26 protein-coding genes and 1 riboswitch are annotated in these 25459 nt (G+C 54.6%); of the genes, 15 read left to right on the forward strand and 11 right to left on the reverse strand.

Annotated features, from left to right (window positions below; genetic code table 11):
• Positions 1 to 138 precede the first annotated feature (138 nt).
• Both nhaB and dsbB read left to right on the forward strand, forming a co-directional pair.
• Positions 139 to 1695 (forward strand): Na(+)/H(+) antiporter NhaB, encoded by a 1557-nt coding sequence (nhaB, locus tag SIK69_RS08230; RefSeq protein ID WP_319627904.1) that lies wholly within the window; start codon positions 139 to 141, stop codon positions 1693 to 1695.
• A gap of 135 nt (positions 1696 to 1830) precedes the next feature.
• Positions 1831 to 2361 carry a disulfide bond formation protein DsbB gene (gene dsbB, locus SIK69_RS08235; RefSeq protein WP_319785860.1) on the forward strand — a complete coding sequence of 177 codons (531 nt, stop codon included), beginning with the start codon at positions 1831 to 1833 and terminating at the stop codon, positions 2359 to 2361.
• Between the two features lie 253 nt (positions 2362 to 2614).
• Here dsbB and ycgN read toward each other — a convergent pair whose 3' ends face one another.
• From ycgN to SIK69_RS08250, 3 genes are all read right to left on the reverse strand, one after another.
• Positions 2615 to 3058 carry a cysteine cluster protein YcgN gene (ycgN, locus tag SIK69_RS08240; RefSeq protein ID WP_319627902.1) on the reverse strand — a complete coding sequence of 148 codons (444 nt, stop codon included), beginning with the start codon at positions 3056 to 3058 and terminating at the stop codon, positions 2615 to 2617.
• Between the two features lie 95 nt (positions 3059 to 3153).
• Positions 3154 to 3813: a fumarylacetoacetate hydrolase family protein gene (locus tag SIK69_RS08245; protein WP_319785861.1), complete on the reverse strand. Its 660-nt coding sequence runs from the start codon at positions 3811 to 3813 to the stop codon at positions 3154 to 3156.
• Between the two features lie 19 nt (positions 3814 to 3832).
• The gene (locus SIK69_RS08250) at positions 3833 to 4108 is read right to left on the reverse strand and encodes a YcgL domain-containing protein (RefSeq protein ID WP_319785862.1); all 276 of its coding nucleotides are present in this window, start codon (positions 4106 to 4108) and stop codon (positions 3833 to 3835) included.
• Between the two features lie 125 nt (positions 4109 to 4233).
• Here SIK69_RS08250 and minC point away from each other — a divergent pair, with 125 nt between their 5' ends.
• Genes minC through minE form a run of 3 tightly spaced genes read left to right on the forward strand, consistent with a single transcriptional unit; the run spans position 4234 to position 6041 of the window.
• Positions 4234 to 4932 carry a septum site-determining protein MinC gene (gene minC, locus SIK69_RS08255; protein ID WP_319627899.1) on the forward strand — a complete coding sequence of 233 codons (699 nt, stop codon included), beginning with the start codon at positions 4234 to 4236 and terminating at the stop codon, positions 4930 to 4932.
• Positions 4933 to 4955: 23 nt separating this feature from the next.
• Entirely contained in the window at positions 4956 to 5768 is an 813-nt protein-coding gene (gene minD / locus SIK69_RS08260) for a septum site-determining protein MinD (protein ID WP_319627898.1), read from the forward strand.
• A gap of 3 nt (positions 5769 to 5771) precedes the next feature.
• Positions 5772 to 6041, forward strand: coding sequence for a cell division topological specificity factor MinE (gene minE / locus SIK69_RS08265; protein WP_097163775.1), 270 nt, complete (start codon positions 5772 to 5774; stop codon positions 6039 to 6041).
• A 59-nt stretch (positions 6042 to 6100) separates the two neighbouring features.
• Here minE and rnd read toward each other — a convergent pair whose 3' ends face one another.
• The 5 genes from rnd to yoaA form a co-directional block, all read right to left on the reverse strand.
• Positions 6101 to 7219, reverse strand: a complete 1119-nt coding sequence (rnd, locus tag SIK69_RS08270) for a ribonuclease D (RefSeq protein ID WP_319785863.1) — start codon at positions 7217 to 7219, stop codon at positions 6101 to 6103.
• Positions 7220 to 7304: 85 nt separating this feature from the next.
• Positions 7305 to 8990 carry a long-chain-fatty-acid--CoA ligase FadD gene (gene fadD / locus SIK69_RS08275; protein ID WP_319785970.1) on the reverse strand — a complete coding sequence of 562 codons (1686 nt, stop codon included), beginning with the start codon at positions 8988 to 8990 and terminating at the stop codon, positions 7305 to 7307.
• Between the two features lie 215 nt (positions 8991 to 9205).
• A complete protein-coding gene (locus SIK69_RS08280; RefSeq protein ID WP_319627896.1) occupies positions 9206 to 9793 on the reverse strand; it encodes a Slp family lipoprotein in 588 nt (195 codons plus the stop codon).
• 38 nt (positions 9794 to 9831) lie between these two features.
• Positions 9832 to 10527: a tRNA (adenosine(37)-N6)-threonylcarbamoyltransferase complex dimerization subunit type 1 TsaB gene (gene tsaB / locus SIK69_RS08285; RefSeq protein ID WP_319627895.1), complete on the reverse strand. Its 696-nt coding sequence runs from the start codon at positions 10525 to 10527 to the stop codon at positions 9832 to 9834.
• A 57-nt stretch (positions 10528 to 10584) separates the two neighbouring features.
• Complete coding sequence (gene yoaA / locus SIK69_RS08290; RefSeq protein ID WP_319627894.1) at positions 10585 to 12504, reverse strand: DNA repair helicase YoaA; 1920 nt, start codon at positions 12502 to 12504, stop codon at positions 10585 to 10587.
• Positions 12505 to 12632: 128 nt separating this feature from the next.
• Between yoaA and SIK69_RS08295 the strand changes: the two genes are divergently transcribed.
• Entirely contained in the window at positions 12633 to 12977 is a 345-nt protein-coding gene (locus tag SIK69_RS08295) for a RidA family protein (protein ID WP_319627893.1), read from the forward strand.
• Between the two features lie 11 nt (positions 12978 to 12988).
• Here the strand turns inward: SIK69_RS08295 and SIK69_RS08300 are convergent, their stop codons facing one another.
• On the reverse strand, positions 12989 to 13174 hold the full coding sequence (locus SIK69_RS08300; RefSeq protein WP_159755532.1) for a YoaH family protein: 186 nt from the start codon (positions 13172 to 13174) through the stop codon (positions 12989 to 12991).
• A gap of 86 nt (positions 13175 to 13260) precedes the next feature.
• Here SIK69_RS08300 and pabB point away from each other — a divergent pair, with 86 nt between their 5' ends.
• The 4 genes from pabB to pdeD all read left to right on the forward strand — a co-directional run bounded on the left by pabB (position 13261) and on the right by pdeD (position 18456).
• Complete coding sequence (pabB, locus tag SIK69_RS08305) at positions 13261 to 14616, forward strand: aminodeoxychorismate synthase component 1 (RefSeq protein ID WP_319785864.1); 1356 nt, start codon at positions 13261 to 13263, stop codon at positions 14614 to 14616.
• Positions 14617 to 14619: 3 nt separating this feature from the next.
• On the forward strand, positions 14620 to 15198 hold the full coding sequence (locus SIK69_RS08310; protein ID WP_319627891.1) for a CoA pyrophosphatase: 579 nt from the start codon (positions 14620 to 14622) through the stop codon (positions 15196 to 15198).
• Between the two features lie 173 nt (positions 15199 to 15371).
• Entirely contained in the window at positions 15372 to 16736 is a 1365-nt protein-coding gene (gene sdaA / locus SIK69_RS08315; RefSeq protein ID WP_319627890.1) for an L-serine ammonia-lyase, read from the forward strand.
• A 127-nt stretch (positions 16737 to 16863) separates the two neighbouring features.
• Positions 16864 to 18456, forward strand: coding sequence for a cyclic di-3',5'-guanosine monophosphate phosphodiesterase PdeD (gene pdeD, locus SIK69_RS08320; protein ID WP_319785865.1), 1593 nt, complete (start codon positions 16864 to 16866; stop codon positions 18454 to 18456).
• Positions 18457 to 18460: 4 nt separating this feature from the next.
• On the opposite strand, the gene yoaE is transcribed toward pdeD, so the two are convergent.
• Positions 18461 to 20023: a CNNM family cation transport protein YoaE gene (gene yoaE / locus SIK69_RS08325; protein WP_319627888.1), complete on the reverse strand. Its 1563-nt coding sequence runs from the start codon at positions 20021 to 20023 to the stop codon at positions 18461 to 18463.
• A gap of 441 nt (positions 20024 to 20464) precedes the next feature.
• On the opposite strand from yoaE, the gene manX reads away from it, so the two are divergent.
• From manX to mntP, 5 genes are all read left to right on the forward strand, one after another.
• Positions 20465 to 21436, forward strand: a complete 972-nt coding sequence (gene manX / locus SIK69_RS08330) for a PTS mannose transporter subunit IIAB (protein WP_319627887.1) — start codon at positions 20465 to 20467, stop codon at positions 21434 to 21436.
• A 59-nt stretch (positions 21437 to 21495) separates the two neighbouring features.
• The gene (locus tag SIK69_RS08335; protein WP_110512219.1) at positions 21496 to 22293 is read left to right on the forward strand and encodes a PTS mannose/fructose/sorbose transporter subunit IIC; all 798 of its coding nucleotides are present in this window, start codon (positions 21496 to 21498) and stop codon (positions 22291 to 22293) included.
• A gap of 12 nt (positions 22294 to 22305) precedes the next feature.
• A complete protein-coding gene (locus SIK69_RS08340) occupies positions 22306 to 23157 on the forward strand; it encodes a PTS mannose transporter subunit IID (RefSeq protein ID WP_319627886.1) in 852 nt (283 codons plus the stop codon).
• A gap of 63 nt (positions 23158 to 23220) precedes the next feature.
• Entirely contained in the window at positions 23221 to 23679 is a 459-nt protein-coding gene (locus SIK69_RS08345) for a DUF986 family protein (RefSeq protein WP_319627885.1), read from the forward strand.
• Positions 23680 to 23877: 198 nt separating this feature from the next.
• A riboswitch (yybP-ykoY riboswitch) is annotated at positions 23878 to 24018 on the forward strand.
• A 61-nt stretch (positions 24019 to 24079) separates the two neighbouring features.
• Positions 24080 to 24646, forward strand: a complete 567-nt coding sequence (gene mntP, locus SIK69_RS08350) for a manganese efflux pump MntP (protein WP_319627884.1) — start codon at positions 24080 to 24082, stop codon at positions 24644 to 24646.
• On the opposite strand, the gene rlmA is transcribed toward mntP, so the two are convergent.
• Positions 24643 to 25437: a 23S rRNA (guanine(745)-N(1))-methyltransferase gene (rlmA, locus tag SIK69_RS08355; RefSeq protein ID WP_319627883.1), complete on the reverse strand. Its 795-nt coding sequence runs from the start codon at positions 25435 to 25437 to the stop codon at positions 24643 to 24645. The two genes, mntP and rlmA, sit on opposite strands and share 4 nt — an antisense overlap.
• Positions 25438 to 25459: the final 22 nt, after the last annotated feature.

A 25459-nucleotide genomic window follows, 5' to 3' on the forward strand; every position in this document is an offset into this window, starting at 1 on the left:
CCGCAATTAAAAAGGGATCGCCGTTTAAGTTTACGCATTTAGTCGCGGCGGCTTTGCTTGCTTGTCGCGGCCTCAGGACCGATACTTCCTTACTCTTCTCAGGAAACTGCTTACTTTTGACGGGATCGGAAATCTGTCGTGGAAATATCAACCTCTCGCGCGTTGTGGCGCAACTTTCTGGGCCAGTCACCCGACTGGTACAAACTGACGCTGATTGTCTTTTTAGTCATTAACCCAGTCGTCTTTTACGTCAATCCGTTTATCGCTGGCTGGATGCTGGTGGCGGAATTTATCTTCACCCTGGCAATGGCGCTGAAATGCTATCCCCTGCTCCCCGGCGGCCTGTTGGCTATTGAAGGGGTGATGATTGGGATGACCAGCGCCGAGCATGTGCGCGAAGAAATTGCTAACAACCTCGAAGTGCTGCTGTTGCTGATGTTTATGGTCGCAGGTATCTATTTCATGAAGCAGCTGCTGCTGTTCATCTTCACCCGCCTGCTGCTGACCATCCAGAGTAAGATGCTGCTGTCCGCGGCCTTCTGTCTCGCCGCTGCGTTTTTATCCGCCTTCCTGGATGCGCTCACGGTGGTTGCCGTTATCATCAGCGTCGCGGTCGGTTTCTACGGGATCTATCATCGTGTGGCCTCGTCGCGGCCAGGCGATAACGATATGCTCGACGACAGCCATATTGAGGTGCATAACAAAGACGTACTGGAACAGTTCCGCGCCTTCCTGCGCAGCCTGATGATGCACGCCGGGGTCGGAACCGCGCTCGGCGGGGTGATGACCATGGTGGGCGAGCCGCAAAACCTGATCATCGCCAAAGCCGCAGGCTGGCATTTTGGCGAATTTTTCATGCGTATGCTGCCGGTTACCCTGCCGGTGTTTGTGTGCGGGATGCTGACCTGTCTGCTGGTCGAGAAATTTAAGCTGTTTGGCTATGGCGGCGAACTGCCCCCGGGCGTGCGCGATGTGCTGAAAGACTTCGATAACAAGAGCCGCGAACAGCGTACCCGCCAGGAAACGCTGAAGCTGGTGGTGCAGGGCATTATCGGCGTCTGGCTAGTGCTGGCGCTGGCGCTGCACCTGGCGGAAGTGGGACTGATTGGCCTGACGGTTATCATCCTTGCGACCTCCCTGACCGGCGTGACAGATGAACATGCGATTGGCAAAGCCTTTACCGAAGCGCTACCGTTTACTGCCCTGCTGACGGTGTTTTTCGCGGTGGTGGCGGTTATCATCGATCAGGCGCTGTTCGGGCCGATTATCGACTTCGTGTTACAGGCCTCGCCGCACGCGCAGCTATCGCTGTTCTATTTGTTCAACGGCCTACTCTCATCCATTTCTGACAATGTATTTGTCGGTACGGTGTATATCAATGAGGCCAAAGCGGCGCTGGAACATGGGGCAATTTCCTTGCAGCAGTTCGAGATGCTGGCGGTGGCAATCAATACCGGTACTAACCTGCCCTCGGTGGCGACACCTAACGGTCAGGCTGCGTTCCTGTTCCTGCTCACCTCTGCCCTCGCCCCGCTGATACGCCTCTCGTATGGCCGAATGGTGTGGATGGCGCTGCCTTATACCATTGTGCTGACCATTGTCGGCCTGCTGTGCGTCGAGTTTACGCTGATCCCCTATACCGAATGGATGACGGCCAACGGCTGGCTGGTCAGCACGGGTATCCCGGCACATTAAACCTGCTCTGATTGACGCCCGGACTCTTTTCCGGGCGAATTAATCAACCGTTACGTAATATTTTTGCGACGCCTGGTGGCGCGGGAAATGAATTCGTTTAAACTGCGGTGTCTAGCATGTTCCAGGGAAATGATTATGTTGCGATTTTTAAACCAGTGCTCACGCGGTCGCGGAGCGTGGTTGTTGATGGCGTTAGTGGCCTTTGCACTCGAAATGGTCGCGCTGTGGTTCCAGCACGTGATGCTGCTCAAGCCGTGCGTTATGTGTATTTACGAGCGCTGTGCGCTGTTCGGGATTATGGGCGCGGGTATTGTCGGTGCCATTGCACCAAAAACGCCATTGCGTTATGCGGCCATCCTGATTTGGCTTTACAGCGCCTGGCGCGGCGTTCAGCTGGCGTGGGAACACACCATGATCCAGCTGCATCCATCCCCGTTCCAGACCTGCGATTTTGCCGCCCGCTTCCCAAACTGGCTGCCATTGGATAAGTGGCTGCCGCAGGTGTTTGTGGCGTCAGGTGACTGTGCCGAACGTCAGTGGCAATTCCTGACACTGGAAATGCCGCAGTGGCTGGTAGGCATTTTCGCCGCCTTCCTGATTGTCGGTTTACTGGTGTTGATTGCCCAGGCGTTCAAACCGAAAAAACGTGACCTGTTTGGACGATAAAAGCAAACGGCACACCACTAAACGCTCCTTCGGGAGCGTTTTTTTATCTAACACTCCCCCGTTATGCTGATTCGTAAGGCTTCATCATCGTCACCCAAAAAGGCCAGCCGGAAACCGAAATGGATTCCAGACCGGGGCAAAGCGCGGCTTCAATAGCCATAACGATCATGATGAAAACATCGCGGCAGCGGTCAGGGGCAGGAACAACAACGCCACCGGCATTTCTGCGGGTGGCGTTTTCATTTGCGGACAGTTAACCGCGATTTGGGTGATTCAGAATATGGTCTTCCCAGTCACGTACGTCCGATTCCGGCACCGCAATATGACGCACCGAAATGCGCTCGCCGTGCATCGCCGCTTTAGAACCGGTCAACAGCGGATGCCATGTCGGCAACGGCTTACCCTCTGCCAGCAGACGATAAGCGCAGGTATGCGGCAGCCATTCAAAGGTAGGCAGATTGTCGCGGGTCAGCTTGATGCAATCGGCCTCATACTCAAAGCGGCGCTCGTAGTTGCGGCACTGGCAGGTTTTGATATTCAGCTGGCGACAGGCAACGTTGGTGAAGTAGATTTCATCGCTGTCTTCATCCATCAGCTTGTGCAGGCAGCATTGACCGCAGCCGTCGCACAAAGACTCCCACTCAACGTCGGTCATCTGTTCGAGAGTTTTGCTTTGCCAGAAGGGTGTGTCGCTCATAGGGAATATCCGCCATTGAAAACCAGGGTGCACCTTATAACCAGTCTGGCAGAGGGATGCAAGTTTTGCCGCCCGACAGGGGCGGCAATCGATGCTTACAGCACGCGGGTCGTGAGAGAATGACCGTTGAAGTTAACGTCCAGTTCGTCGCCGCTGCTCAGCGGGCCTACGCCCTCCGGCGTACCGGTCAGGATAACGTCCCCGCTTTTCAGGGTGAAGAATCGGCTCATGTAGGCAATCAGCGGCACAATCTTGTGGATCATGTCGGCGGTATTCCCTAGCTGTCGCACGTCGCCATTGACCTTCAGGCTGAGCGGCGTGTTTTGCGGGTCACCCTGGAAATCGCTCACCGGAATGAAACCAGAAATCGGGCAGGAATTATCAAACCCTTTTGCTTTTTCCCACGGCTGCCCGGCTTTCTTCAATTTGCCCTGGAGCTCACGCAGGGTGAGATCCAGCGCTACACCATAACCGGCAATCGCCTTGAGCACGTGTTCTTCGCTGGCATGGCGCAACGTACCGCCAATCAGCACCGCCAGTTCAACTTCATGATGTACTGCGCCGAGCCCTTCCGGTAACACCAGCGGCTGGCGAATGTCGCACAGCGCCGTTTCAGGTTTAATAAACAGCACCGGTTCTTCCGGCGTCGCGCTGCCCATTTCCTGAATATGTTTCGCGTAATTACTGCCTACACAAACCACTTTACTGACCGGGTAATCCAGTAGCGCACCCTGCCAGTTATGATGTTGATACATGCCAGCTCCTGTCGTTGCGTTATTTTTTACCGCTCTCCTGGAGATGTTGCTTGAGTAAATTTTCCGGTGGAGGCGGCATTTGCAGATAATAGCCTTGTTCAGTTAAGGCTTGTTTGACCTTATCCAGTGAGGCATTGGCCAATTGCTTACGCCCATCCAGGGGCAGAATCATTGCAAGCTGCGGCTGACCAAAGCTCTTCATTAATTCTTCCGGAACGCGGGAGAAATCGTCTTTTTTTTCGACATAAAGGTAAGTTTGATCGCGCCTGGTACTTTTGTAGATCACACAAAACATGACTTTTACTCTGAATTAGCCTGTGGCGACTTGCCACTCTATATTAGTGACTATAACATGCCCTGTAGTCTTCGGAATATCACCGCAGCTGTGCGGCCGATAAATTGAAATTGAGTAAGGCCAGGATGTCAAATACGCCAATCGAACTTAAAGGCAGTAGCTTCACGTTATCAGTGGTTCATTTGCACGAGGCAAAACCCGAGGTTATTCGTCAGGCGTTAGAAGACAAAATCGCCCAGGCTCCCGCTTTTCTGCGACACGCCCCTGTTGTTGTGAATATCAGCAGTCTGGCTGACATCACGCAGTGGAAACCGCTTCAACAAGTCATTAGTGCGACCGGTTTACGCATTATGGGCGTCAGCGGCTGCAAAAATCCCGAATTAAAAGCCGAGATTGAGCGCGCGGGCATTCCCTTACTCACTGAAGGGAAAGAAAAAGTTCAGCGAGTTACCCCTGTTGAAGCCCCTGCTCCCGCCCCAATTGTTACCCCGGTCACAAAAACGCGATTGATTGATACACCGGTTCGTTCCGGTCAGCGCATTTATGCACCAAACTGTGATCTGATTGTCACAAGTCATGTCAGTGCCGGCGCTGAACTTATCGCCGACGGTAACATTCATATCTATGGCATGATGCGTGGACGTGCGCTGGCGGGCGCAAGCGGTGACAGGGAAGCACAAATATTTTGTACCCACCTTGCGGCAGAACTGGTGTCTATCGCAGGGGAATACTGGCTGAGTGAAAACATCACCGCCGATTATTATGGCAAAGCGGTCCGTCTGCGTCTGGACGAAGCGGCTTTGACAATTGAACCGTTAAACTAATCCCTTTTTAACAAGGAATTTTTATGGCACGCATTATTGTTGTGACTTCGGGTAAAGGGGGCGTTGGCAAGACCACCTCCAGCGCGGCCATCGCTACAGGTTTGGCCCAGAAGGGAAAGAAAACTGTCGTAATCGATTTCGATATCGGCCTGCGTAACCTCGACTTGATCATGGGCTGCGAACGCCGTGTGGTTTATGATTTCGTCAACGTGATTCAGGGCGATGCCACGCTGAACCAGGCGCTGATTAAAGATAAACGTACCGAAAACCTCTATATTCTCCCCGCATCGCAAACCCGCGATAAAGACGCCCTGACCTACGAAGGCGTTGAGAAAGTCCTGGAAGAGCTGAAGAAGATGGAATTCGACTTCATCGTCTGTGACTCCCCGGCCGGGATCGAAACCGGTGCGCTGATGGCACTGTACTTCGCTGACGAAGCGGTGATCACCACCAACCCGGAAGTTTCTTCTGTTCGCGACTCCGACCGTATCCTCGGCATCCTGGCGTCGAAATCCCGTCGCGCAGAGAAAGGTGAAGATCCGATTAAAGAACATCTTTTGCTGACCCGCTACAACCCGGGCCGCGTCAGCAGAGGCGATATGCTTAGCATGGAAGATGTGCTGGAAATTCTGCGCATCAAACTGGTTGGCGTGATCCCTGAAGATCAGTCAGTGCTGCGCGCCTCTAACCAGGGTGAGCCGGTTATTCTGGATGCCGAAGCGGACGCGGGCAAAGCCTACGCCGACACGGTAGATCGTCTACTGGGAGAAGAACGTCCTTTCCGCTTCATTGAAGAAGAGAAGAAAGGTTTCCTCAAACGCCTGTTCGGAGGATAAGTTATGGCATTACTCGACTTTTTTCTCTCACGAAAAAAGAACACCGCCAACATCGCGAAAGAACGTTTACAGATTATCGTCGCGGAGCGTCGTCGTAGTGACGCTGAACCGCATTATTTGCCGCAGCTCAGGAAGGATATTCTTGAAGTTATCTGCAAATACATTCAGATCGATCCCGAAATGGTGACCGTTCAGCTGGAGCAAAAAGATGGGGATATCTCCATCCTTGAGCTCAACGTGACGCTCCCCGAAGCGGAAGAATCGAAGTCGTAATCACGATGCGCTAAGACAAAAAACCCCGGAATTCCGGGGTTTTTTATTGTGCTGCCGTATTAGCTGCGTGGATATTTCGCCAGCAGCGCCTTCAGGCTTTCACCCATCATCTCACCGCGCCAGCCCGCAATCAGCTCCGGCAAACCGCTCTGCGGTTTAAGCTGCCAGTACCAGTTCAGCAGTTGATTAATTTGGCGACGAGAGGCCATCAGCTCCACGCTGACGCCCTTCTCTTTGCTGACATCCTGCACCAGCGCTTTAATCTCTTTGAACAGCGTGCGATAGCCCGGCATGTCTATCAGGTTCAGCAGCGGCTCAGGCAGCGCCTCTTCCGGTAATTCTTTGGCTTTCTCAACCAGACTCACCAGCGTTTTGCCGTGGAAACGAATTTCACTCCCGGACAAGCCCAGGCTATCGAGTTCACCCATGCTGCCAGGCATGTAGCGCGCCACGCTCCAGAGATGCTCTTCCCGCACCACGAAATTCACCGCCATATTGCGTTCGCGTGCTTTACGCAGACGCCAGTCGGCCAGCAGTTTCAGACACGCCAGCTGGCGCGTACGCAGCTGCCAGGCGTTGGTGATGTCACGCCAGGCTTCCGCCGGATCAACCACTTCCTGGCGGCGCTGCTGCATCAGACGACACTCATCGAGCGCCGCAGGCAGCCAACCGCTGGTGTCGGTTTCCGCCAGCAGCTTTTTGGCGATCGGCAGCAGATACCAGACGTCAGCCGCCGCGTAATCACACTGACGCTCAGTCAGCGGACGAGCCAGCCAGTCGGTGCGGGATTCACTTTTATCCAGCGCAATACCGGTGTATTCCTCTACCATCGCCGCAAAGCCCCAGGACATCGGGCGGCCGCAGAACGCGGCGAGAATTTGGGTGTCAATCAGCGGCTCCGGCAATTCGCCAAAGGCATTCAAAAAGACTTCGAGATCTTCGCTACCGGCATGCAAATATTTGGTGACATTTTTGTCGAGCATCAGCGCTTTGAAAGGCCGCCAGTCGGTGATGGTCAGCGGGTCAATCAGCACCACCGTTTCGCCATCAAACATCTGAATCAGACCCAACTGCGGGTAATAGGTACGGGTGCGGACAAATTCGGTGTCCAGCGCAATGGCAGGTACGTTGCGGGCCTGGTCACAGGCGGCTTTCAGCGCAGCGTCCTCGGTGATCATCTGATAATTCAATCTGTATTCTCTATGGTTTGCGCCCATAAAAAACGCCGGCTTAACCGGCGTCTGAAGGCGACTCACGCGTAGTTCAGGCTTTATTGTCTACTTTAGCGCGCGCTTCGTCACGTAGTTCTCGTCGCAAAATCTTTCCGACATTGGATTTCGGCAACTCGGTACGGAACTCAACCAGCTTCGGCACCTTGTAACCGGTCAGATGACGACGACAGAAGGTTATCAGTGCTTCCTCGGTCAACGACGCGTCTTTCTTGACCACGAAGATTTTTACCGCTTCGCCGCTGCTGCCCGACGGTACGCCGACCGCAGCCACTTCGTGAACCCCGGAATGCTGCATCACCACGTCTTCAATTTCGTTCGGATAAACGTTAAACCCGGAGACCAGAATCATGTCCTTTTTGCGATCGACGATGCGCATGAAGCCCTCTTCGTCCATCACCGCGATATCCCCGGTATGCAGCCAGCCGTTTTTGATAATTTCGTCGGTGGCATCCGGGCGCTGCCAGTAACCCAGCATCACCTGTGGGCCTTTGACGCACAGCTCGCCCGGCTCACCCGGTGCAACTTCGTTATTCTCATCATCGACCAGCTTCACTTCAGTTGATGGCACCGGCAGGCCAATGCTGCCGCTGTGATAGTCGATATCGTGCGGATTGACGCTGACCAGCGGCGCGCATTCGGTCAGACCATAGCCTTCGAGGAGATAGCGCCCGGTGAGTTTGACCCAACGCTCGGCCACCGCCTGCTGAACCGGCATTCCGCCGCCCGCCGACAGACGCATGGTGGAGAAATCGAGCTGCTGGAAATCTTTATTGTTCAGCAAGGCATTGAACAAGGTGTTCACCCCGGTCATGGCGGTGAACGGATATTTGGCCAGTTCTTTGACCAGCCCCGGAATGTCGCGCGGGTTGGTAATCAACAGGTTCTGCCCGCCCAGCTCAATAAACAGCAGGCAGTTCATGGTCAGGGCGAAAATGTGATACAGCGGCAGTGCGGTCACCACCAGCTCTCTGCCCGGCTGGAACAGTGGCCCATAGGTGGCATGCACCTGTGCCAGGTTGGCCAGCATGTTGCGGTGCGTCAGCATCGCGCCTTTGGCTACGCCCGTGGTGCCCCCGGTGTATTGCAGGAAAGCCAGGTCTTCGGAGACAACTTCCGGTTTGATGTACTGCATCCGGTAGCCCTGCTGCAACGCGCTACGGAATGAGATAGCGTCCGGCAGATGATATTTCGGCACCAGACGCTTAATGTATTTAACGACGAAATTAACCAGCGTGCCTTTGGCAGTGGAAAGCTGATCGCCCATGCGGGTGAGGATCACATGCCGGACCTGCGTTTTCTCGACAACTTTTTCAAGGGTGTGCGCAAAGTTGGAGACAATCACAATTGCGCTGGCACCGCTGTCGTTTAACTGGTGTTCCAGTTCGCGCGGGGTATACAGTGGATTGACGTTTACCACAATCATCCCGGCGCGCAAAATACCAAACAGCGCCACCGGATATTGCAGCAGATTGGGCATCATCAGCGCCACCCGGTCGCCTTTTTTCAAGACCAGGCCTTCCTGAAGGTAAGCGGCAAAGGCGCGGCTGCGCTCTTCAAGCTTACGGAAGGTCATCACTTCGCCCATATTAATAAACGCAGGCTGGTCAGCGTAGCGGGTTGTCGCCTGTTCGAACAGATCTACCAGGGATTGATAACGGTCAGGATCAATCTCCGCCGGAACATCGGCGGGATAGCGGTTAAGCCAAACCTTTTTCAATGCATCACCTCTGAAATGAGAATTCGTCGTCATCACAACCCCTGCCAATAAACAAGTTATTAACAACATATTAACTTATCGTACCAGTTTATTAATTATACGAATTTAAGGTTGCGAAGCGCGTCACTATTTATTTTTATGACTCTCGGGACTCCATCCCGAAAAAAAGAAACAGCGGACCAGCCGCTGTCTCTTAAATGATGTAAAAGATGACATTATTCGGTAACGATAGTCTGCACCTGTGCCGGGCCAGGGTTATACCAGCCGCCATAGCCGTAGCCATAACGCCAAGGGCGTGGCCCTGCCCAACCCCAATACGGGTCAATCGGTTCCGGCGGCATCATCACCTGCTGCACTACCCGCCAGCGCTTATAACCATTGGCCTGCATCACCAGATAGGTGTAAGCCGTGTCGCCAATTTTGCCTTTCGCAGTACCGGTAATCGGCCCGACCACGGTGACCAGCTGATTACGAAAATCAACCGGATCGAGGAAGCCATTCACGTCAGCGTACACCCGACCGCGGGACGGTTCGCCGAGCGTCGGGCGGGCACCGTCATCCAGCGGCACGGTGGCAATTTCCAGCCGGGTTTTACCCTGAACGTTGAGGACGTTCACCACTTTCCCGCCAAAGCGGGCTTCCTGACCGACATACAGTTGTGGAGCAGACATGACCCGAACTAGATCCTGCTGCGGCGTTGGGCTGGTGCCTTTGATGGCATCCGGGACGGTGACGCATCCACTCAGGACGGCAATGACCATTCCAGCCAATAAGCCACGCACTACCTGTTTGCGACTCACCATGATGTAACTCCTTTATTCTCAGTTATATTAACTAAGATTCATTCCCGGCCCGGAAGTTTCTTCCATGCCACGTTGTTACGTAAATAAACGGGTTCGGCGTGTTCGACGGCAACGGTTTTGTGGTCAGCCAACAGCTGGCAGGCCAGGGGCAGCATATCTTCCGCCGCAGGCAGCAGCATCTCACCGTCGACCAACGTGACGGGTGTGTCATGGGCCATGTCTGGCCAGGCAGCCCAGCCGGTGCCAACGGTTGCCCATTCGCCATCGAGCTGCTGCAACCGGGCAGTAACGGCCTCAGGCTTCAGCACCGCTTCCGTTTCTTCACCGTGCCAAATGCCCTGCTCATCACGCTGGTATTCAGCCCAATAGACTTCTCCCATCCGCGCATCAATGGCTGCCAGCACGCGCGTCGCGCCGGTTTTACGCCATGCGCCCTGCGCCATGGTCGCCAGGGTCGACACGCCAATCATCGGCAGATCTGCGCCCAGCGCCAGGCCCTGCGCAATACCAATCCCGATACGCACGCCGGTAAAGCTGCCCGGCCCACGGCCAAAGGCCAGCGCGTCGAGTTCCGTCAGCGTGATGCCCGTTTCGGTAAGGATATCCTGCACCAGGGGCAGAATACGTTGGGTGTGTTCGCGGGGACAAAGCTCGAAGTGAGCCGTGGTGGCACCGTCATTCCACATAGCCGCAGAACAGGCTTCTGTGGCGGTATCAATAGCCAGAATTCGCATAGGATGTCGCGCTCTCGCAATAGCGGGTCAACAAAATGGCGCGCATATTAACACAGTTCACCCTGAATTACCCACTTCGAGACGGGCAAGGAAACGCACGGCCCGGCTGATATCACGGGTGCGCGGGGTCGGCGGCAGGCTTGATAAGAACACCGCGCCGTACGGACGCATCACCAGTCGGTTATCGCAAATCACCAGCACGCCGCGATCGTCAACGTCGCGGATCAATCGACCCACGCCTTGCTTGAGGGTGATAACCGCATCCGGGAGCTGGACGTCATCAAAGGGATCGCCCCCGCGCAGTCGGCAATCTTCCATGCGCGCTTTCAGGAGCGGATCTTCCGGCGAAGTGAATGGCAGTTTGTCGATGATAACCAGGGATAGCGCATCCCCGCGCACGTCCACCCCTTCCCAGAAACTGCTGGTCGCCACCAACAACGCATTCCCGGCGCTGACGAACTGCTGCAACAGCTGACCTTTGCTGGTTTCGCCCTGTAACAGCACCGGCAGGTCGAGCATTGCACGGAACTGTTCCGCCAGGTCACGCATCATCGCGTGCGAGGTGCAGAGCATAAAACAGCGGCCATTATTGGCTTCAATCATCGGGCGCAGCATCGTCGCCAGCTGACGCGCCCCGCCCGGCTGGTTGGGCAGCGGCAGATTACGCGGCACACACAATAGCGCCTGTGTAGCGTAATCAAACGGGCTCGGCAACAGCAGCGATTCCGCCTCACTGATGCCCAACCGCTCGGTAAAGTGGTGCAAATCGTCATTCACCGACAGCGTCGCGGAGGTAAAAATCCAGCTGCCCTTTTTCTGCGCCATCACTTCTTTGAATTTATCGGCCACTGTGAGCGGAGTTAGCGCGAGGGTAAAGTTACGCGAGGTGCATTCATACCAGTAGCTGAACCCCGGCTGATTAATCTCTTTCAGACGCTTGAGACGCGCGCGGTATAAGGTTGCGCGTTCAAATGCCGCGTCCAGCAAGGCCGAACGGCCAAGTGAGAGTTTCGCCACGTCGTAACACAACTCCAGTGCATCATCGAGCAACAACAGCGCCCGCTGAATGCCGCTGTCGGCCAGCAGTTCGCGCAGGTTGCCACGATAGCCCGGCTCGCCAAGCTGCAAGCGGAAATCCTGCGTCGCTTGCGCCAGTCGGTCAGCGCATTTCTGTAACTGCTGGGTGTCCTTCAATTCGGTGCGATAGGCGATGGTGATGTCTTTCGCCATATCGAGTAATTGACGGCTGGAGAGCGACTGGCCGAAATACTGGCTGGCGATATCGGGGAGTTGATGGGCTTCATCAAAAATCATCACTTCTGCTTCCGGGATTAACTCCCCGAAACCGCCCTCTTTCACCACCATGTCGGCGAGAAACAGGTGATGGTTGACCACCACCACATCGGCATCCATCGCTTTTTTACGCGCCTTGACCACGAAGCAATCTTTGTACAGCGGGCAATCGCTGCCGAGACAGTTGTCATTGGTGCTGGTGACCAGCGGCCAGGCTTGGGAATCTTCTGCCACGCTTACACAGGTGCTGATATCGCCGTCGGTGGTCTGATTGGCCCAGCTGCGCAAAATGATAACGTCGCTGAGTGTCTGGACCGGCAGGTCGCCTCCGGCAAGCGCCTGCTGTTCGAGACGCTCAAGGCAAAGGTAGTTGGAGCGGCCCTTGAGCAGTGCCAGCCTACCGGTGAATTTCAGCGCGGTGGCGACAGTTGGCAGATCACGGCTATAAAGCTGATCTTGTAACGCTTTTGACCCCGTAGAGATGATGACCTTTTTCTTCGCCCGCAGCGCAGGAGCGAGGTAGGCGTACGTTTTGCCCGTACCGGTTCCCGCTTCCACCACCAGTGGCCGCGTTTCCTCGATGGCTTTCGCCACCGCGTGCGCCATGTGACGCTGCGGTTCGCGGGGTTTGAACCCGGGTATCGCCTGGGCTAATTGCCCGTCTGTTGCAAAATCGTCCGTCACACTACCCCCTGTAAATCTGGACAGTAATTATGTCAGTGCGGGGGACGTTGTACCAGCCAAACTGATGACGGGCCGTCGACAATGTGGCACTCTTGCCGACTAAAATGGAGTTAAATAAGGAAACTAAGATGACTATTGTCCGTATTGATGCCGAAGCTCGCTGGTCTGATGTCGTGATCCACAACCAGACCCTCTACTACACCGGCGTACCGGAAAATCTGGATGCCGATGCGTTTGAGCAGACGGCGAACACCCTGGCGCAGATTGATGCGATTCTGGAAAAACAGGGCAGCGATAAATCCCGCATCCTCGATGCCACGATTTTTCTCGCCGATAAAGCAGATTTTGCTGCGATGAATAAAGCCTGGGATGCGTGGGTAGTTGCCGGACATGCGCCGGTGCGTTGCACCGTGCAGGCCGGTTTGATGAAGCCGCAGTATAAGGTTGAAATTAAGATTGTCGCTGCGGTGTAAAACCTGCGGGTTTACTCTTCTTCATCCTCATCTTCAAAACGCGCTACGATCATTTCACCAGTGTGGCTGGCGCGGATCTCTTTGGCGACCAACTGAATCGCCTCGCCACTACTCAAGCCCTGGGTCATCAGTTCCTGAATGCGTTCTACCGCTTTTTGCTGTTGGTCGTGGCTAAGTGAAGGTAAACCTGAAATCATGGTGAACTCCTGCTACATTGTTGGCGCTTATTATTTCACGCCGCCTGCACATTAGCCAGCGGGCGGCAACAGACAGATTGAGGTCGATGTTGTCCCCTGCTGTGATTTCGCTGCCCTGGCGCGCCGACGCCGCTGAACACTATTTTGCCCCCCTTTCCACCGCCCCCTGGGCGATGCTGCTGCACTCTGGCTTTGCCGAACACCCGCATAATCGCTTTGATATCCTGGTTGCCGACCCGGTCGTTACTGTGGAAACCAAGGGTATTACCACGCGAATCTGCTGTGCAGAGGGCGATTTCGACTCCACCGACGACCCGTTGTCATTACTCAAACGTGAGTTGGATAAATGCGGTCTTAACGTGGCCACCCATCCCGACATCCCTTTTCAGGGTGGAGCATTGGGTCTGTTTGGCTACGATCTTGGCCGACGCTTTGAAACGCTACCGGAACACGCTCAGGCCGATATGCACGTCCCGGATATGGCGGTGGGGATTTATCGCTGGGCGTTGATAGTCGACCACCGGTTGCAAAAGGTGTCCTTGCTCAGCCACGACTGCCCCCACCAGCGCTTAGCCTGGTTGGTCGCGCAGCAGGCAAAATCACGCCAGCCCTTTGCCCTGACGTCGCCGTGGCATTCCAACATGACGCGCGAAGAGTACGGCGAGAAATTCCGCCAGGTGCAGGCCTATTTGCACAGCGGCGACTGTTATCAGGTCAATCTGGCCCAGCGTTTTCAGGCTCACTATTCCGGCGATGAGTGGCAGGCATTTTGTCAGCTGAATCAGGCCAATCGTGCGCCGTTCAGCGCCTTTATTCGGCTTAACGCAAGCGCAGTGTTGAGCCTGTCACCGGAGCGCTTTATACAGCTCGATAACCAGCAGATCCAGACCCGTCCTATCAAGGGCACCCTTCCGCGCCTGCCCGACGCTGAGCAGGACCGACAGCAGGCTGAAAAACTGCGCGCATCACCAAAGGATCGGGCTGAAAATCTGATGATTGTCGATTTGATGCGCAACGATATTGGCCGCGTAGCGGTGCCCGGCAGCGTTCGCGTGCCAGAGTTGTTCGTGGTTGAGCCGTTCCCGGCGGTGCATCATCTGGTGAGCACCATTACGGCTAAACTTCCCGCCAGCCTGCACGCGACCGATTTACTGCGCGCCGCCTTCCCCGGCGGTTCCATTACCGGTGCGCCGAAAGTCAGGGCGATGGAAATCATTGATGAGCTTGAACCCCATCGGCGTAACGCGTGGTGCGGTAGCATTGGCTATATCAGCCTGTGCGGCAACATGGACACCAGCATTACCATCCGCACATTGACCGCGGCAGAAGGTAGAATCGTCTGTTCTGCCGGGGGCGGGGTGGTGGCCGACAGCGACGAGCAGGCGGAATATCAGGAAACGTTTGATAAAGTGAATCGTATTCTGCAGCAACTGGAGTCTTAACCGATGCAGCACCCGGACATGAAGCTTGACGATTTTATCGCCCGATTTCAGCTATTACGCCCACAGCCAACGCGCGCGGCGCTCAATCAGCGACAGGCGGCGGTGCTTATCCCGATTGTGCGTCGTGAAGAACCCGGTTTGCTGTTAACCCAACGCTCGCCCCGGCTGCGCAAACATGCCGGTCAGGTGGCGTTTCCCGGCGGCGCAGTGGACAGCAGCGATGCGTCGCTGATTGCTGCCGCGCTGCGGGAAGCACAGGAAGAAGTGGCTATCCCGCCCTCTTCGGTAGAAATTCTCGGCGTGCTGCCGCCGGTCGACAGCGTCACCGGGTTTCAGGTCACGCCGGTGGTCGGCATTATTCCGCCCGATTTGCACTATCACGCCAGTGAGGAAGAAGTGGCGGCAGTCTTCGAAATGCCGCTCGCCGAAGCCCTGCGACTCGGACGTTATCACCCTCTCGACATTCACCGCCGTGGTAATTCGCATCGTGTGTGGCTCTCCTGGTATCAGCATTATTTTGTCTGGGGAATGACCGCGGGCATTATTCGTGAACTGGCCTTACAAATTGGCGTTAAGCCTTAGCTATACTGTGGAATAAGGCGCTGTGCTGCACTTCACGCTATTAGTAAATTCGGGGTGAAGCATTAGTTTAATTCATGTGAATAGTTAAGCTGCCTGCGGTGTTCCCTCTTACACTATGCGCAGTTTTAACATCGTTATCGGAACTTTCCGGTAACCCTGTCAGGAGTGTTAGCGTGATTAGTATATTCGACATGTTCAAGGTGGGGATCGGTCCCTCATCTTCCCACACTGTCGGCCCGATGAAGGCCGGTAAGCAGTTCGTCGATGACCTGGTCGAAAAGGGACTGATCGATGACGTGACCCGCGTGGCGGTTGACGTGTATGGATCACTGTCATTAACCGGTAAGGGCCACCACACCGATATCGCCATCATCATGGGTCTGGCGGGCAATTTGCCTGCGACCGTGGATATTGACGCGATCCCGGCGTTTATCCGCGACGTACAAGCCCGTGGTCGTTTGCTGCTGGCAAACGGTCGTCGTGAAGTTGATTTCCCGCAGGATGACGGGATGCGTTTTCGTAGCGACAACCTGTCACTGCATGAAAACGGCATGACTATCCATGCCTTCGCCGGCGATAACGTCATTTACAGCAAAACCTATTACTCCATCGGCGGCGGTTTCATCGTCGATGAGGAGCATTTCGGCCAGGATATGAGCGGCGACGTTACCGTCCCCTATCCGTTTAAATCGGCAAAAGAAATGCTCGATTACTGCAAAGAGACCGGCCTGTCACTCTCTGGTATGGTGATGCAGAACGAACTGGCGCTGCACAGCAAGAAAGAGATTGAAGACTATTTTGCCGACGTGTGGCAGACCATGCGCGCCTGTATCGATCGCGGTCTGAATACCGAAGGCGTACTGCCGGGCCCACTGCGCGTGCCGCGCCGTGCCGCTGCGCTGCGCCGGATGCTGGTCAGTCAGGACAAAACCAACAGCGACCCGATGACCGTCATTGACTGGGTCAATATGTTCGCATTAGCGGTTAACGAAGAAAACGCCGCCGGTGGCCGCGTTGTTACCGCTCCAACCAACGGTGCCTGCGGTATCGTTCCGGCGGTGCTGGCCTATTACGATCACTTTATCGAACCGGTTACGCAAGAAAGTTATATCCGTTACTTCCTGGCCTCCGGCGCGATTGGCGCGCTGTATAAGATGAATGCGTCGATTTCCGGTGCAGAAGTCGGCTGCCAGGGGGAAGTGGGCGTGGCCTGTTCGATGGCAGCAGCAGGTCTGGCTGAACTGCTGGGCGCAAGCCCGGAACAGGTTTGCGTGGCAGCAGAAATCGGTATGGAGCATAACCTGGGCTTGACGTGTGACCCGGTCGCGGGTCAGGTGCAGGTGCCGTGCATCGAGCGTAACGCCATCGCGTCTGTGAAAGCGATCAACTCCGCTCGTATGGCGATGCGCCGCACCAGCGAACCCCGCGTTTCGCTGGATAAAGTGATTGAAACCATGTACGAAACCGGTAAAGACATGAACGCCAAATATCGTGAAACCTCACGGGGCGGTCTGGCCATTAAAGTACAATGTGATTAATTGCCCTCGCCCATCTGCGACAGATGGGCGATTTTTTTATCTTGACCCCGCAATTTACCCCCAGCCCACTACACTTGGTCTGTTGACGCTAATCATTTGGTTGGCGAACGCCTAGTGAGCGTCAGTCATGCATACAGCCCAAAATCTGATTAAGGGATACCGCCGTAAGCGCGTCATTGTCTGCCTGTTAGTCGCGGTGGTGACCTTGCTGCTGACCTTCGGCCTGCGATTTATTTCACAGCGCGATTTAAATCAACACCAAATTGATGCGTACGCTCGCCACACCGTTGAAAGCCTCGATAAAATTTTGCTCCCCCTCGCCGGGAAACAACACGAACTGACCCGTCTTGTCGGTCAGCCGTGTGAACGCGTGCATCTTCCCATCCGTAAACAGGCCGCCGCGCTGCAAACCTTGCGCTCTATTGCGCTGGTCAAATCCGGGATACTTTATTGTTCCAGCGTGTTTGGCGAGAGAGATGTGGTGCTGCGCCAGCGCCAGCCTTCACTTCCCGACCCACAGCCCCAGCTTTTGCTCTCTACGGATCAATCATTGATCAAAGGCTCGCCGATCCTGATTCAGTGGTATCCCGCTTCGCAGGACGGCGAAGATGGCGTGATGCTGACTATCAATATCCATTTACTCAGTTCGCTGCTGCTTGAGCCACAGAAACCGCAGATCGAGCGGGTGATTGTCTCAGTCGGAAATCGATTTTACAGCGAGTCGCAAGGCATTAGCGATACGCTTCAGCTGACTGGGGATGAAGACGTGGAGACCCGGCGGTCGATGCTTTTTCCTTTCAGCATCAGCGTGACGACGCCTGGAGCCGCGATGCTGGCACTTGAGGAATTGCCAGCGCAGGCCCCCCTGGCGGTGATCCTGGCACTGCTGCTGAGCGCAGTGGCGTGGATTGCCACCGCCGGGCGAATGAGTTTTACCCGAGAAATTGCTCTCGGCATTGAACGCCGTGAGTTCGAACTTTACTGCCAGCCGCAGCTTGATACCCGCACCGGGCAGTGTTGCGGTGTCGAAATTCTGTTGCGCTGGAACAATCCACGGCTCGGCAGAATTTCCCCGGACGTTTTTATCCCCGTCGCCGAGCGCGAAAACTTTATTGCGCCCCTGACTCGCTACGTACTCTCCGAAACGGTGCGCCAGATTGGCTATTTTCCACCCAACCCGCAGTTTCATATCAGTATCAACGTCGCATCGAGTCACTTTTTACACGGCGTGCTACTACGGGATGTGAGTCAGTACTGGTTTGCTGCGCGTCCGCAGCAGCAGTTAGTGCTGGAAATTACCGAACGCGATGATTTGCAGGGCGTGGATTATCCGCTGGTGCGCGAACTGCACCGCAAGGGCGTGCGGCTGGCAATTGACGATTTCGGCACCGGGAACAGCGCCCTCTCCTGGCTGGAACAACTTCATCCGGATATCCTCAAAATTGATAAATCCTTCACCAATGCCATCGGTACCGATGCGGTGAACTCGACGGTGACGGACATTATTATTGCCCTCGGGCAACGGTTGAATATTGAACTGATCGCCGAAGGCGTGGAAACGCCGCAGCAGGCGCATTATCTGCGGCGGCATGGTGTACCAGTATTACAGGGATATTTGTACGCAAAACCGATGCCGTTGGCAGAATTTCCGCGCTGGCTGGCGGGAGGATCCCTCCCGCCAAAAGAACATAACGGGCGTGTGGTGCCCGTTATTCTGTGAGGAATTACTCGTCTTCGTCGTGAGGCGATGCTTGTTTCACGACCCGAACCAGGTCTACCCGATACGGGTTCGCCTCAACAATGGTTATCTCCAGCGGCGGCACATGTAAGACATCACCCGCCCGTGGGATATGGCCGTTGACGGCAATCGCCAGGCCCGCCACCGTGGCGATATCATCCTCATCATCGCCCAGCAGATGTTCCAGCCCCAGCGCCTGCTGTAACGCGTGCAGGTCAGTCGATCCTTTCACCAGCCAGCCATCACCATCAGCAATGATTTCCGGGGTTTCGTCCGCATCGGGGAATTCACCGGCTATCGCTTCGAGCACGTCCAGTGGCGTAACCAGGCCCTGCACCATGCCAAACTCGTTGGTCACGATGACGAAGCTGCCTCGGGCACGACGCAGCACCCCGAGCAGGTTAATGGGATCCAGCGTTTCCGGCACCACAATCGCAGGCGTTGCTGAGGCCATCGCGGCAACGTCTTCACCCGCCTCCAGCGCCACCAGCATCTCTTTGGCACGCACGATACCGATGATCTCATCCAGTTCGCCACGGCACACCGGGAACAGGCTGTGCGGCGACGAGAGTAGCTGCTGGCGAATTTCATCCACGCTGAGGTTCACATCCACCCAGCTAATTTCACCGCGAGGAGTCATGATGCTGCGCAGGGAACGTGACGCCAGGGTCAACACGCCGTTGATCATGTATCGTTCTTCGTCGGCAAACGCGCCTTCCGGCACCGGAACTGGCACCGGATTTTCCGTATCATGCTGAACCACCGTCTGCTTACGACCGCCCATCAGACGCAGGATGGCATCAGCGGTGCGCGCTCGCAGCGGCACGTTGGATTGATGACGAATAAAGTTACGACGGGCAATCTGGTTAAACAGCTCGATGATAATCGAGAAGCCAATCGCGGCGTACAGGTAGCCTTTGGGAATATGGAAGCCAAACCCTTCTGCGACGAGGCTCAGACCAATCATCAGCAGGAAGCTCAGACACAGCACTACCACCGTCGGATGCTGGTTGACGAAGCGAGTCAGCGGCTTTGAAGCCAGCAACATGACCGCCATTGCAATCACCACCGCCGCCATCATGACCGGCAAATGGTTCACCATCCCCACCGCGGTAATCACCGCATCGAGGGAGAACACCGCATCCAGCACCACAATTTGCAGCACCACGACCCAGAAACTGGCGTAGCCCTTCCCATGCCCTTCGTCATGTTGGCGGTTTTCCAGCCGTTCATGCAGCTCTGTAGTGGCTTTGAACAACAGGAAAATACCCCCGAGTAGCATGATCAGGTCGCGCCCGGAGAACGCATAGTCCCAGACGCTGAACAGCGGTTGGGTCAGGGTCACCATCCACGAGATAACCGACAGTAGCCCCAGACGCATAACCAGCGCCAATGAGAGACCAATCAGACGGGCTTTATCACGCTGCTTTGGCGGCAGTTTGTCGGCAAGGATCGCGATGAACACCAGGTTATCAATACCGAGTACGATTTCCAGAACAACCAGCGTGAGCAGGCCGACCCAGATAGACGGATCCATTAACAGTTCCATGCGTAGCTCCTGCAAAGCGCAGTCGTTGTCATCGCGCTGTCAAAGACGGGCGAGACTATCTCGGGGCGATAAATAAGTGGGGAAGAAGTGGCAGCAGATTGCCTGAGGATTAACTGACGTCGGTGACGATCCATACTTGGGCTATGCCCTATACTCCTGAGTAATTAAACGGGATGTAAACATATCAGAGAGACGCCAGTTTCGGGAAAAAATTTACGTCTCTTTGCATTTTTTAGCTGATTTTTTGCGCTCCAAAATTATTGTCTATGGATGAGTAAATTACGGATCTTCATCACATTAATTATTTTTTCACTATCTAAAATAATTCACGGAAGTTATTAGATTTCTAACTCTAACCCCTATCTGAATCGATTCGGTGAAAGTCGACGGTTCATCAAACGGCAGTGGTTTTGTCGTAACGATAATAAAAGGAGGTAGCAAGTGACGATTGCTATTGTAATAGGCACACATGGTTGGGCTGCAGAACAGCTGCTGAAAACAGCAGAGATGCTGTTGGGCGAGCAGGAAAACGTCGGCTGGATCGATTTCGTGCCAGGCGAGAATGCAGAAACACTCATCGAGAAGTACAACGCACAACTGGCAAATCTCGACACCAGTAACGGGGTGCTATTTCTCGTCGATACATGGGGTGGTAGCCCTTTCAACGCTGCCAGTCGCATTGTCGTCGATAAAGAGCATTATGAAGTCATTGCTGGGGTGAATATCCCGATGCTGGTCGAAACGCTGATGGCGCGTGATGACAACCCAAGCTTTGACGAACTGGTCGCACTGGCTGTAGAAACCGGTCGTGAAGGCGTGAAAGCGCTGAAAGCGAAGCCGGTTGAGAAAGCCGCTCCCGCACCGGTTGCTGCTGCAGCTCCGAAAGCCAACGTTCCGGCAAAACCAATGGGTCCGAATGACTACATGGTTATCGGCCTCGCACGTATCGATGACCGTCTGATTCACGGCCAGGTCGCGACGCGCTGGACCAAGGAAACCAACGTTACGCGGATCATCGTCGTCAGTGACGAAGTGGCGGCAGATACCGTGCGCAAAACGCTGCTGACACAGGTTGCGCCTCCCGGTGTGACCGCTCACGTGGTGGATGTGGCGAAAATGATCCGCGTTTACAACAACCCGCAATATGCCGGTGAACGTGTGATGCTGCTGTTTACCAACCCAACTGACGTTGAACGTATCGTTGCCGAAGGAGTGAAAATCACTACCGTGAATATCGGTGGTATGGCCTTCCGTCAGGGCAAAACTCAGGTCAACAACGCGATTTCAGTTGATGAAAAAGATATCGAAGCGTTCAAAAAACTGAATGCGCGCGGTATTGAACTGGAAGCGCGTAAAGTTTCTACCGACCAGAAACTGAAAATGATGGATTTGATCAGCAAGGTCAGTAAATAAAAGCACCCTGCTGATTCACTGAATTTTCACACTTAGGCTTATGTTATAGGAGAAGTACAATGGAGATTACCACTCTTCAGATTGTGCTGGTGTTCATCGTCGCGTGTATTGCGGGTATGGAATCCGTACTCGATGAATTTCAGTTCCACCGTCCGCTGGTGGCCTGTACCCTGATTGGTGCAGTCCTCGGCGACATGAAAACCGGTATTATCATCGGTGGTACCCTGGAAATGATCGCCCTGGGCTGGATGAACATCGGTGCGGCCGTTGCACCGGATGCGGCACTGGCGTCGATCATTTCTACGGTTCTGGTTATCGCAGGCCACCAGAGCATCGGTGCCGGTATCGCGCTGGCTATCCCGCTGGCGGCGGCAGGCCAGGTTCTGACCATCATCGTTCGTACCATCACCGTTGCCTTCCAGCACGCGGCGGATAAGGCGGCAGACACCGGTAACCTGACGGCGCTGTCCTGGCTCCACGTTTCTTCCCTGTTCCTGCAAGCAATGCGTATCGCTATCCCGGCGGTTATCGTGGCTATCTCTGTAGGCACCAGTGAAGTACAGAGCATGCTGAACGCTATCCCTGAAGTGGTTACCGGCGGTCTGAACATCGCAGGTGGCATGATCGTAGTGGTTGGTTACGCGATGGTTATCAACATGATGCGTGCTGGCTACCTGATGCCGTTCTTCTATCTCGGCTTCGTTACCGCGGCATTCACCAACTTCAACCTGGTTGCTCTGGGTGTGATTGGTGCAGTTATGGCAATTCTGTATATCCAGCTGAGCCCGAAATATAATCGTGTTGCGGGTGGCCAGGTACAGGCTGCTAACAACGATCTCGATAACCAACTGGACTAACAGGTGAGCGAAATGGTTGATATCACAAAAGCGACTCCAGAGAAAAAACTCACTCAGAGCGACATCCGCGCCGTATTCCTTCGTTCTAACCTGTTCCAGGGTTCATGGAACTTCGAACGTATGCAGGCGCTGGGCTTCTGCTTCTCCATGGTGCCGGCAATCCGTCGTCTGTACCCGGAAAACAACGACGCGCGTCGTCAGGCAATTAAGCGTCACCTGGAATTTTTCAACACCCATCCGTATGTTGCGGCACCGGTACTCGGGGTTACGCTGGCGATGGAAGAGCAGCGTGCTAACGGCGCAGAGATTGACGATGGTGCCATCAACGGTATCAAAGTCGGTCTGATGGGTCCGCTGGCCGGTGTCGGTGACCCCATTTTCTGGGGTACTGTCCGTCCGGTATTTGCGGCACTCGGGGCTGGTATCGCGATGAGCGGCAGCCTGTTGGGTCCTCTGCTGTTCTTCATCCTGTTCAACGCGGTACGTCTGGCAACCCGTTATTACGGCGTAGCTTATGGCTACCGTAAAGGCGTGGACATCGTTAAGGATATGGGCGGCGGCTTCCTGCAAAAACTGACAGAGGGGGCGTCAATTCTCGGCCTGTTTGTCATGGGGGCCTTGGTTAACAAGTGGACGCACGTAAATATTCCGTTGGTGGTGTCGAAAATCACCGGTTCCGACGGACAGGTTCACGTGACCACCGTGCAGACTATCCTTGACCAGCTGATGCCGGGCCTGGTGCCTCTGCTGCTGACCTTCGCCTGTATGTGGCTGTTGCGTAAGAAAGTCAACCCACTGTGGATCATCGTTGGCTTCTTCGTCATCGGTATCGCAGGTTATGCGGTTGGCCTGCTGGGCCTGTAATTGCTCGATTATAAACAGTGAAACGCCGGGGGCTTGCCCCCGGTTTTTATTTCTGGAGGTGTAATGACTATCACGGATTGGGTGCTTGTTCTGTTTATCGTAGCGTTACTGGCCTACGCCATTTACGATCAATTCATCATGCCGCACCTGAAGGGCCCCGTGCTGCTCGCTATCCCCCTGCTCCGCCGTGGACGCGTTGATGGGATAATCTTCGTCGGTCTGGTGGCGATTCTTATTTATCAAAACGTTAATGCCAACGGCCAATTAATAACCACATGGTTATTATGTGCGCTGGCATTAATGGGGTTATATCTGTTCTGGATCCGTACGCCGAAAATTATTTTTAAACAACAAGGTTTCTACTTCGCTAACGTATGGATTGCCTATACCCGGATTAAACAGATGAATTTATCTGAGGACGGCGTACTGGTGATGCAATTAGAACATCGGCGTTTACTTGTGCGCGTACGAAATATCGACGATCTTGAACGCATCTACAAACTTCTGTCTTCTTCTCAATGAGTTACAAATATAGCCATGGCTATGAGTGAAGTTATTTTGTACGAATAACTTTATAGCCATGGCTATATCTCCCTGATTTTCCCTTCATATTTATTAACGTTTCCATTACGATATTTTTTAAATGAAAATCGTTATCAATTAGTCATTGATATAATGGATTTTTGTTATTGTTTTATTTTCTCAAATTATGTTAAGGTTCCGCCCGTCGTTGGGGAGTAGCCGATTTCCTTTCCCGGAAATGTACGTGTCAACATACTCGTTGCAAAACGTGGCACGTACGGTTCATCAGCATGGTGAGCAGGCGAGACCATAGACATATCACTGCTATATGCCTGAGCTGGCATATGTTTACTGGGGGCAGTGGTATGTCATATGGATATTTCCCCGGTCAGGACAAGCGATGAATCTCTCAGCCACTATCCTACTCGCCTTTGGTATGTCGATGGACGCGTTTGCCGTCTCGATAAGCAAAGGGGCTTCTCTTCATAAACCGAAATTCTCTGAAGCACTGCGCACCGGTCTTATCTTTGGCTGCGTCGAAGCGATCACGCCGCTTATCGGCTGGGGCCTGGGCATGCTCGCCAGTCAGTTCGTGCTCGAATGGAACCACTGGATTGCATTCGTGCTGCTGGTATTCCTCGGTGGACGAATGCTGATTGAAGGTTGGCGCGGGAGTGAGGATGAAGAAGAAAAAGCCCCAAGCCGCCACGGTTTTTGGCTGCTGGTCACCACTGCGATTGCGACCAGCCTCGATGCGATGGCCGTCGGTGTGGGCCTGGCGTTCTTACAGGTCAATATTGTCTATACCGCGCTGGCGATTGGCTGTGCGACGCTGGTGATGACCACCATCGGAATGATGGTCGGCCGCTTTATTGGCCCATTGCTGGGCAAACGCGCCGAGATCCTCGGCGGGATTGTGCTGATAGGGATTGGCGTACAGATCCTCTGGAGCCACTTCGCCGGTTAAGCGTTTCTCTGCCAGACCTGGATAAGAAAATCAGTCTGGCAGTCAAATTTCTCCAGTCCTGCCAGTTTTTCCCATACTTCCGGTTTTGCACGCCAGGCAAACGGCGTCATTTGTAACAACGCGACAGCTTCCCCGCCGGTTAATGTCATCGGATACGCTAACTGTTGCTGACTCACCTTCTCGAATCCCGGCAGCGTTTCGCTGTTCGCCTCATGCAGGCGAATTTCATCATAAATCAGCCCTTTCAGCTCCATCAAATGACGCGGCCCAGGCGTGGCGGTGATCACCAGCCCACCCGGCTTGACCACTCTTTCCAGCTCCTGCGGATTACATGGCGCGTAAATGCGTACCACTGCATCCATACAGCCATCGCTGAATGGCAGACGCTGGCTGGAGGCCACGCAGAACTCGACCTGAGAATAACGTTTAGCACCATAGCGAACCGCGACTTTTGAGACGTCCAGGCCCCAGGTGTGTCCAGCAATATCCGCAAAGGCGTGGGTGTAATAGCCTTCTCCACAGCCAATATCGAGCACGTTATGCGGCGCGGCGTGAGTGAGGATGTCCGCAATCGCCTCGCGCAGCGGCTGATAATGGCCTGCATCAAGAAAGGCCCGTCGGGCCTGCATCATCTCTGCGCTGTCACCCGGATCGCGCGAACGCTTGTGCTGCACCGGCAACAGATTGATATACCCCTCTTTCGCCAGATCAAACTGATGGCGCTGGGGGCAAATATAGCTGTTGTTGTGGCGCTCAAGCGGCGCGTGACAAAGAGGACAACTCCAGGACATGAGGACTCCGATATCATTGAAA

It is taken from the genome of Scandinavium lactucae (assembly GCF_033843265.1).
GTDB classification, from domain to species: domain Bacteria; phylum Pseudomonadota; class Gammaproteobacteria; order Enterobacterales; family Enterobacteriaceae; genus Scandinavium; species Scandinavium lactucae.

What these genes read in the sequence shown, in the direction of transcription:
- dsbB (WP_319785860.1), top strand. Translation starts at nt 1,831, where the DNA reads ATGTTGCGATTTTTAAACCAGTGCTCACGCGGTCGCGGAGCGTGGTTG.
- ycgN (WP_319627902.1), bottom strand. Translation starts at nt 3,058, where the DNA reads ATGAGCGACACACCCTTCTGGCAAAGCAAAACTCTCGAACAGATGACC.
- SIK69_RS08245 (WP_319785861.1), bottom strand. Translation starts at nt 3,813, where the DNA reads ATGTATCAACATCATAACTGGCAGGGTGCGCTACTGGATTACCCGGTC.
- SIK69_RS08250 (WP_319785862.1), bottom strand. Translation starts at nt 4,108, where the DNA reads ATGTTTTGTGTGATCTACAAAAGTACCAGGCGCGATCAAACTTACCTT.
- minC (WP_319627899.1), top strand. Translation starts at nt 4,234, where the DNA reads ATGTCAAATACGCCAATCGAACTTAAAGGCAGTAGCTTCACGTTATCA.
- minD (WP_319627898.1), top strand. Translation starts at nt 4,956, where the DNA reads ATGGCACGCATTATTGTTGTGACTTCGGGTAAAGGGGGCGTTGGCAAG.
- minE (WP_097163775.1), top strand. Translation starts at nt 5,772, where the DNA reads ATGGCATTACTCGACTTTTTTCTCTCACGAAAAAAGAACACCGCCAAC.
- rnd (WP_319785863.1), bottom strand. Translation starts at nt 7,219, where the DNA reads ATGATCACCGAGGACGCTGCGCTGAAAGCCGCCTGTGACCAGGCCCGC.
- SIK69_RS08280 (WP_319627896.1), bottom strand. Translation starts at nt 9,793, where the DNA reads ATGGTGAGTCGCAAACAGGTAGTGCGTGGCTTATTGGCTGGAATGGTC.
- tsaB (WP_319627895.1), bottom strand. Translation starts at nt 10,527, where the DNA reads ATGCGAATTCTGGCTATTGATACCGCCACAGAAGCCTGTTCTGCGGCT.
- SIK69_RS08295 (WP_319627893.1), top strand. Translation starts at nt 12,633, where the DNA reads ATGACTATTGTCCGTATTGATGCCGAAGCTCGCTGGTCTGATGTCGTG.
- SIK69_RS08300 (WP_159755532.1), bottom strand. Translation starts at nt 13,174, where the DNA reads ATGATTTCAGGTTTACCTTCACTTAGCCACGACCAACAGCAAAAAGCG.
- pabB (WP_319785864.1), top strand. Translation starts at nt 13,261, where the DNA reads ATGTTGTCCCCTGCTGTGATTTCGCTGCCCTGGCGCGCCGACGCCGCT.
- SIK69_RS08310 (WP_319627891.1), top strand. Translation starts at nt 14,620, where the DNA reads ATGCAGCACCCGGACATGAAGCTTGACGATTTTATCGCCCGATTTCAG.
- pdeD (WP_319785865.1), top strand. Translation starts at nt 16,864, where the DNA reads ATGCATACAGCCCAAAATCTGATTAAGGGATACCGCCGTAAGCGCGTC.
- yoaE (WP_319627888.1), bottom strand. Translation starts at nt 20,023, where the DNA reads ATGGAACTGTTAATGGATCCGTCTATCTGGGTCGGCCTGCTCACGCTG.
- SIK69_RS08335 (WP_110512219.1), top strand. Translation starts at nt 21,496, where the DNA reads ATGGAGATTACCACTCTTCAGATTGTGCTGGTGTTCATCGTCGCGTGT.
- SIK69_RS08340 (WP_319627886.1), top strand. Translation starts at nt 22,306, where the DNA reads ATGGTTGATATCACAAAAGCGACTCCAGAGAAAAAACTCACTCAGAGC.
- SIK69_RS08345 (WP_319627885.1), top strand. Translation starts at nt 23,221, where the DNA reads ATGACTATCACGGATTGGGTGCTTGTTCTGTTTATCGTAGCGTTACTG.
- mntP (WP_319627884.1), top strand. Translation starts at nt 24,080, where the DNA reads ATGAATCTCTCAGCCACTATCCTACTCGCCTTTGGTATGTCGATGGAC.
- rlmA (WP_319627883.1), bottom strand. Translation starts at nt 25,437, where the DNA reads ATGTCCTGGAGTTGTCCTCTTTGTCACGCGCCGCTTGAGCGCCACAAC.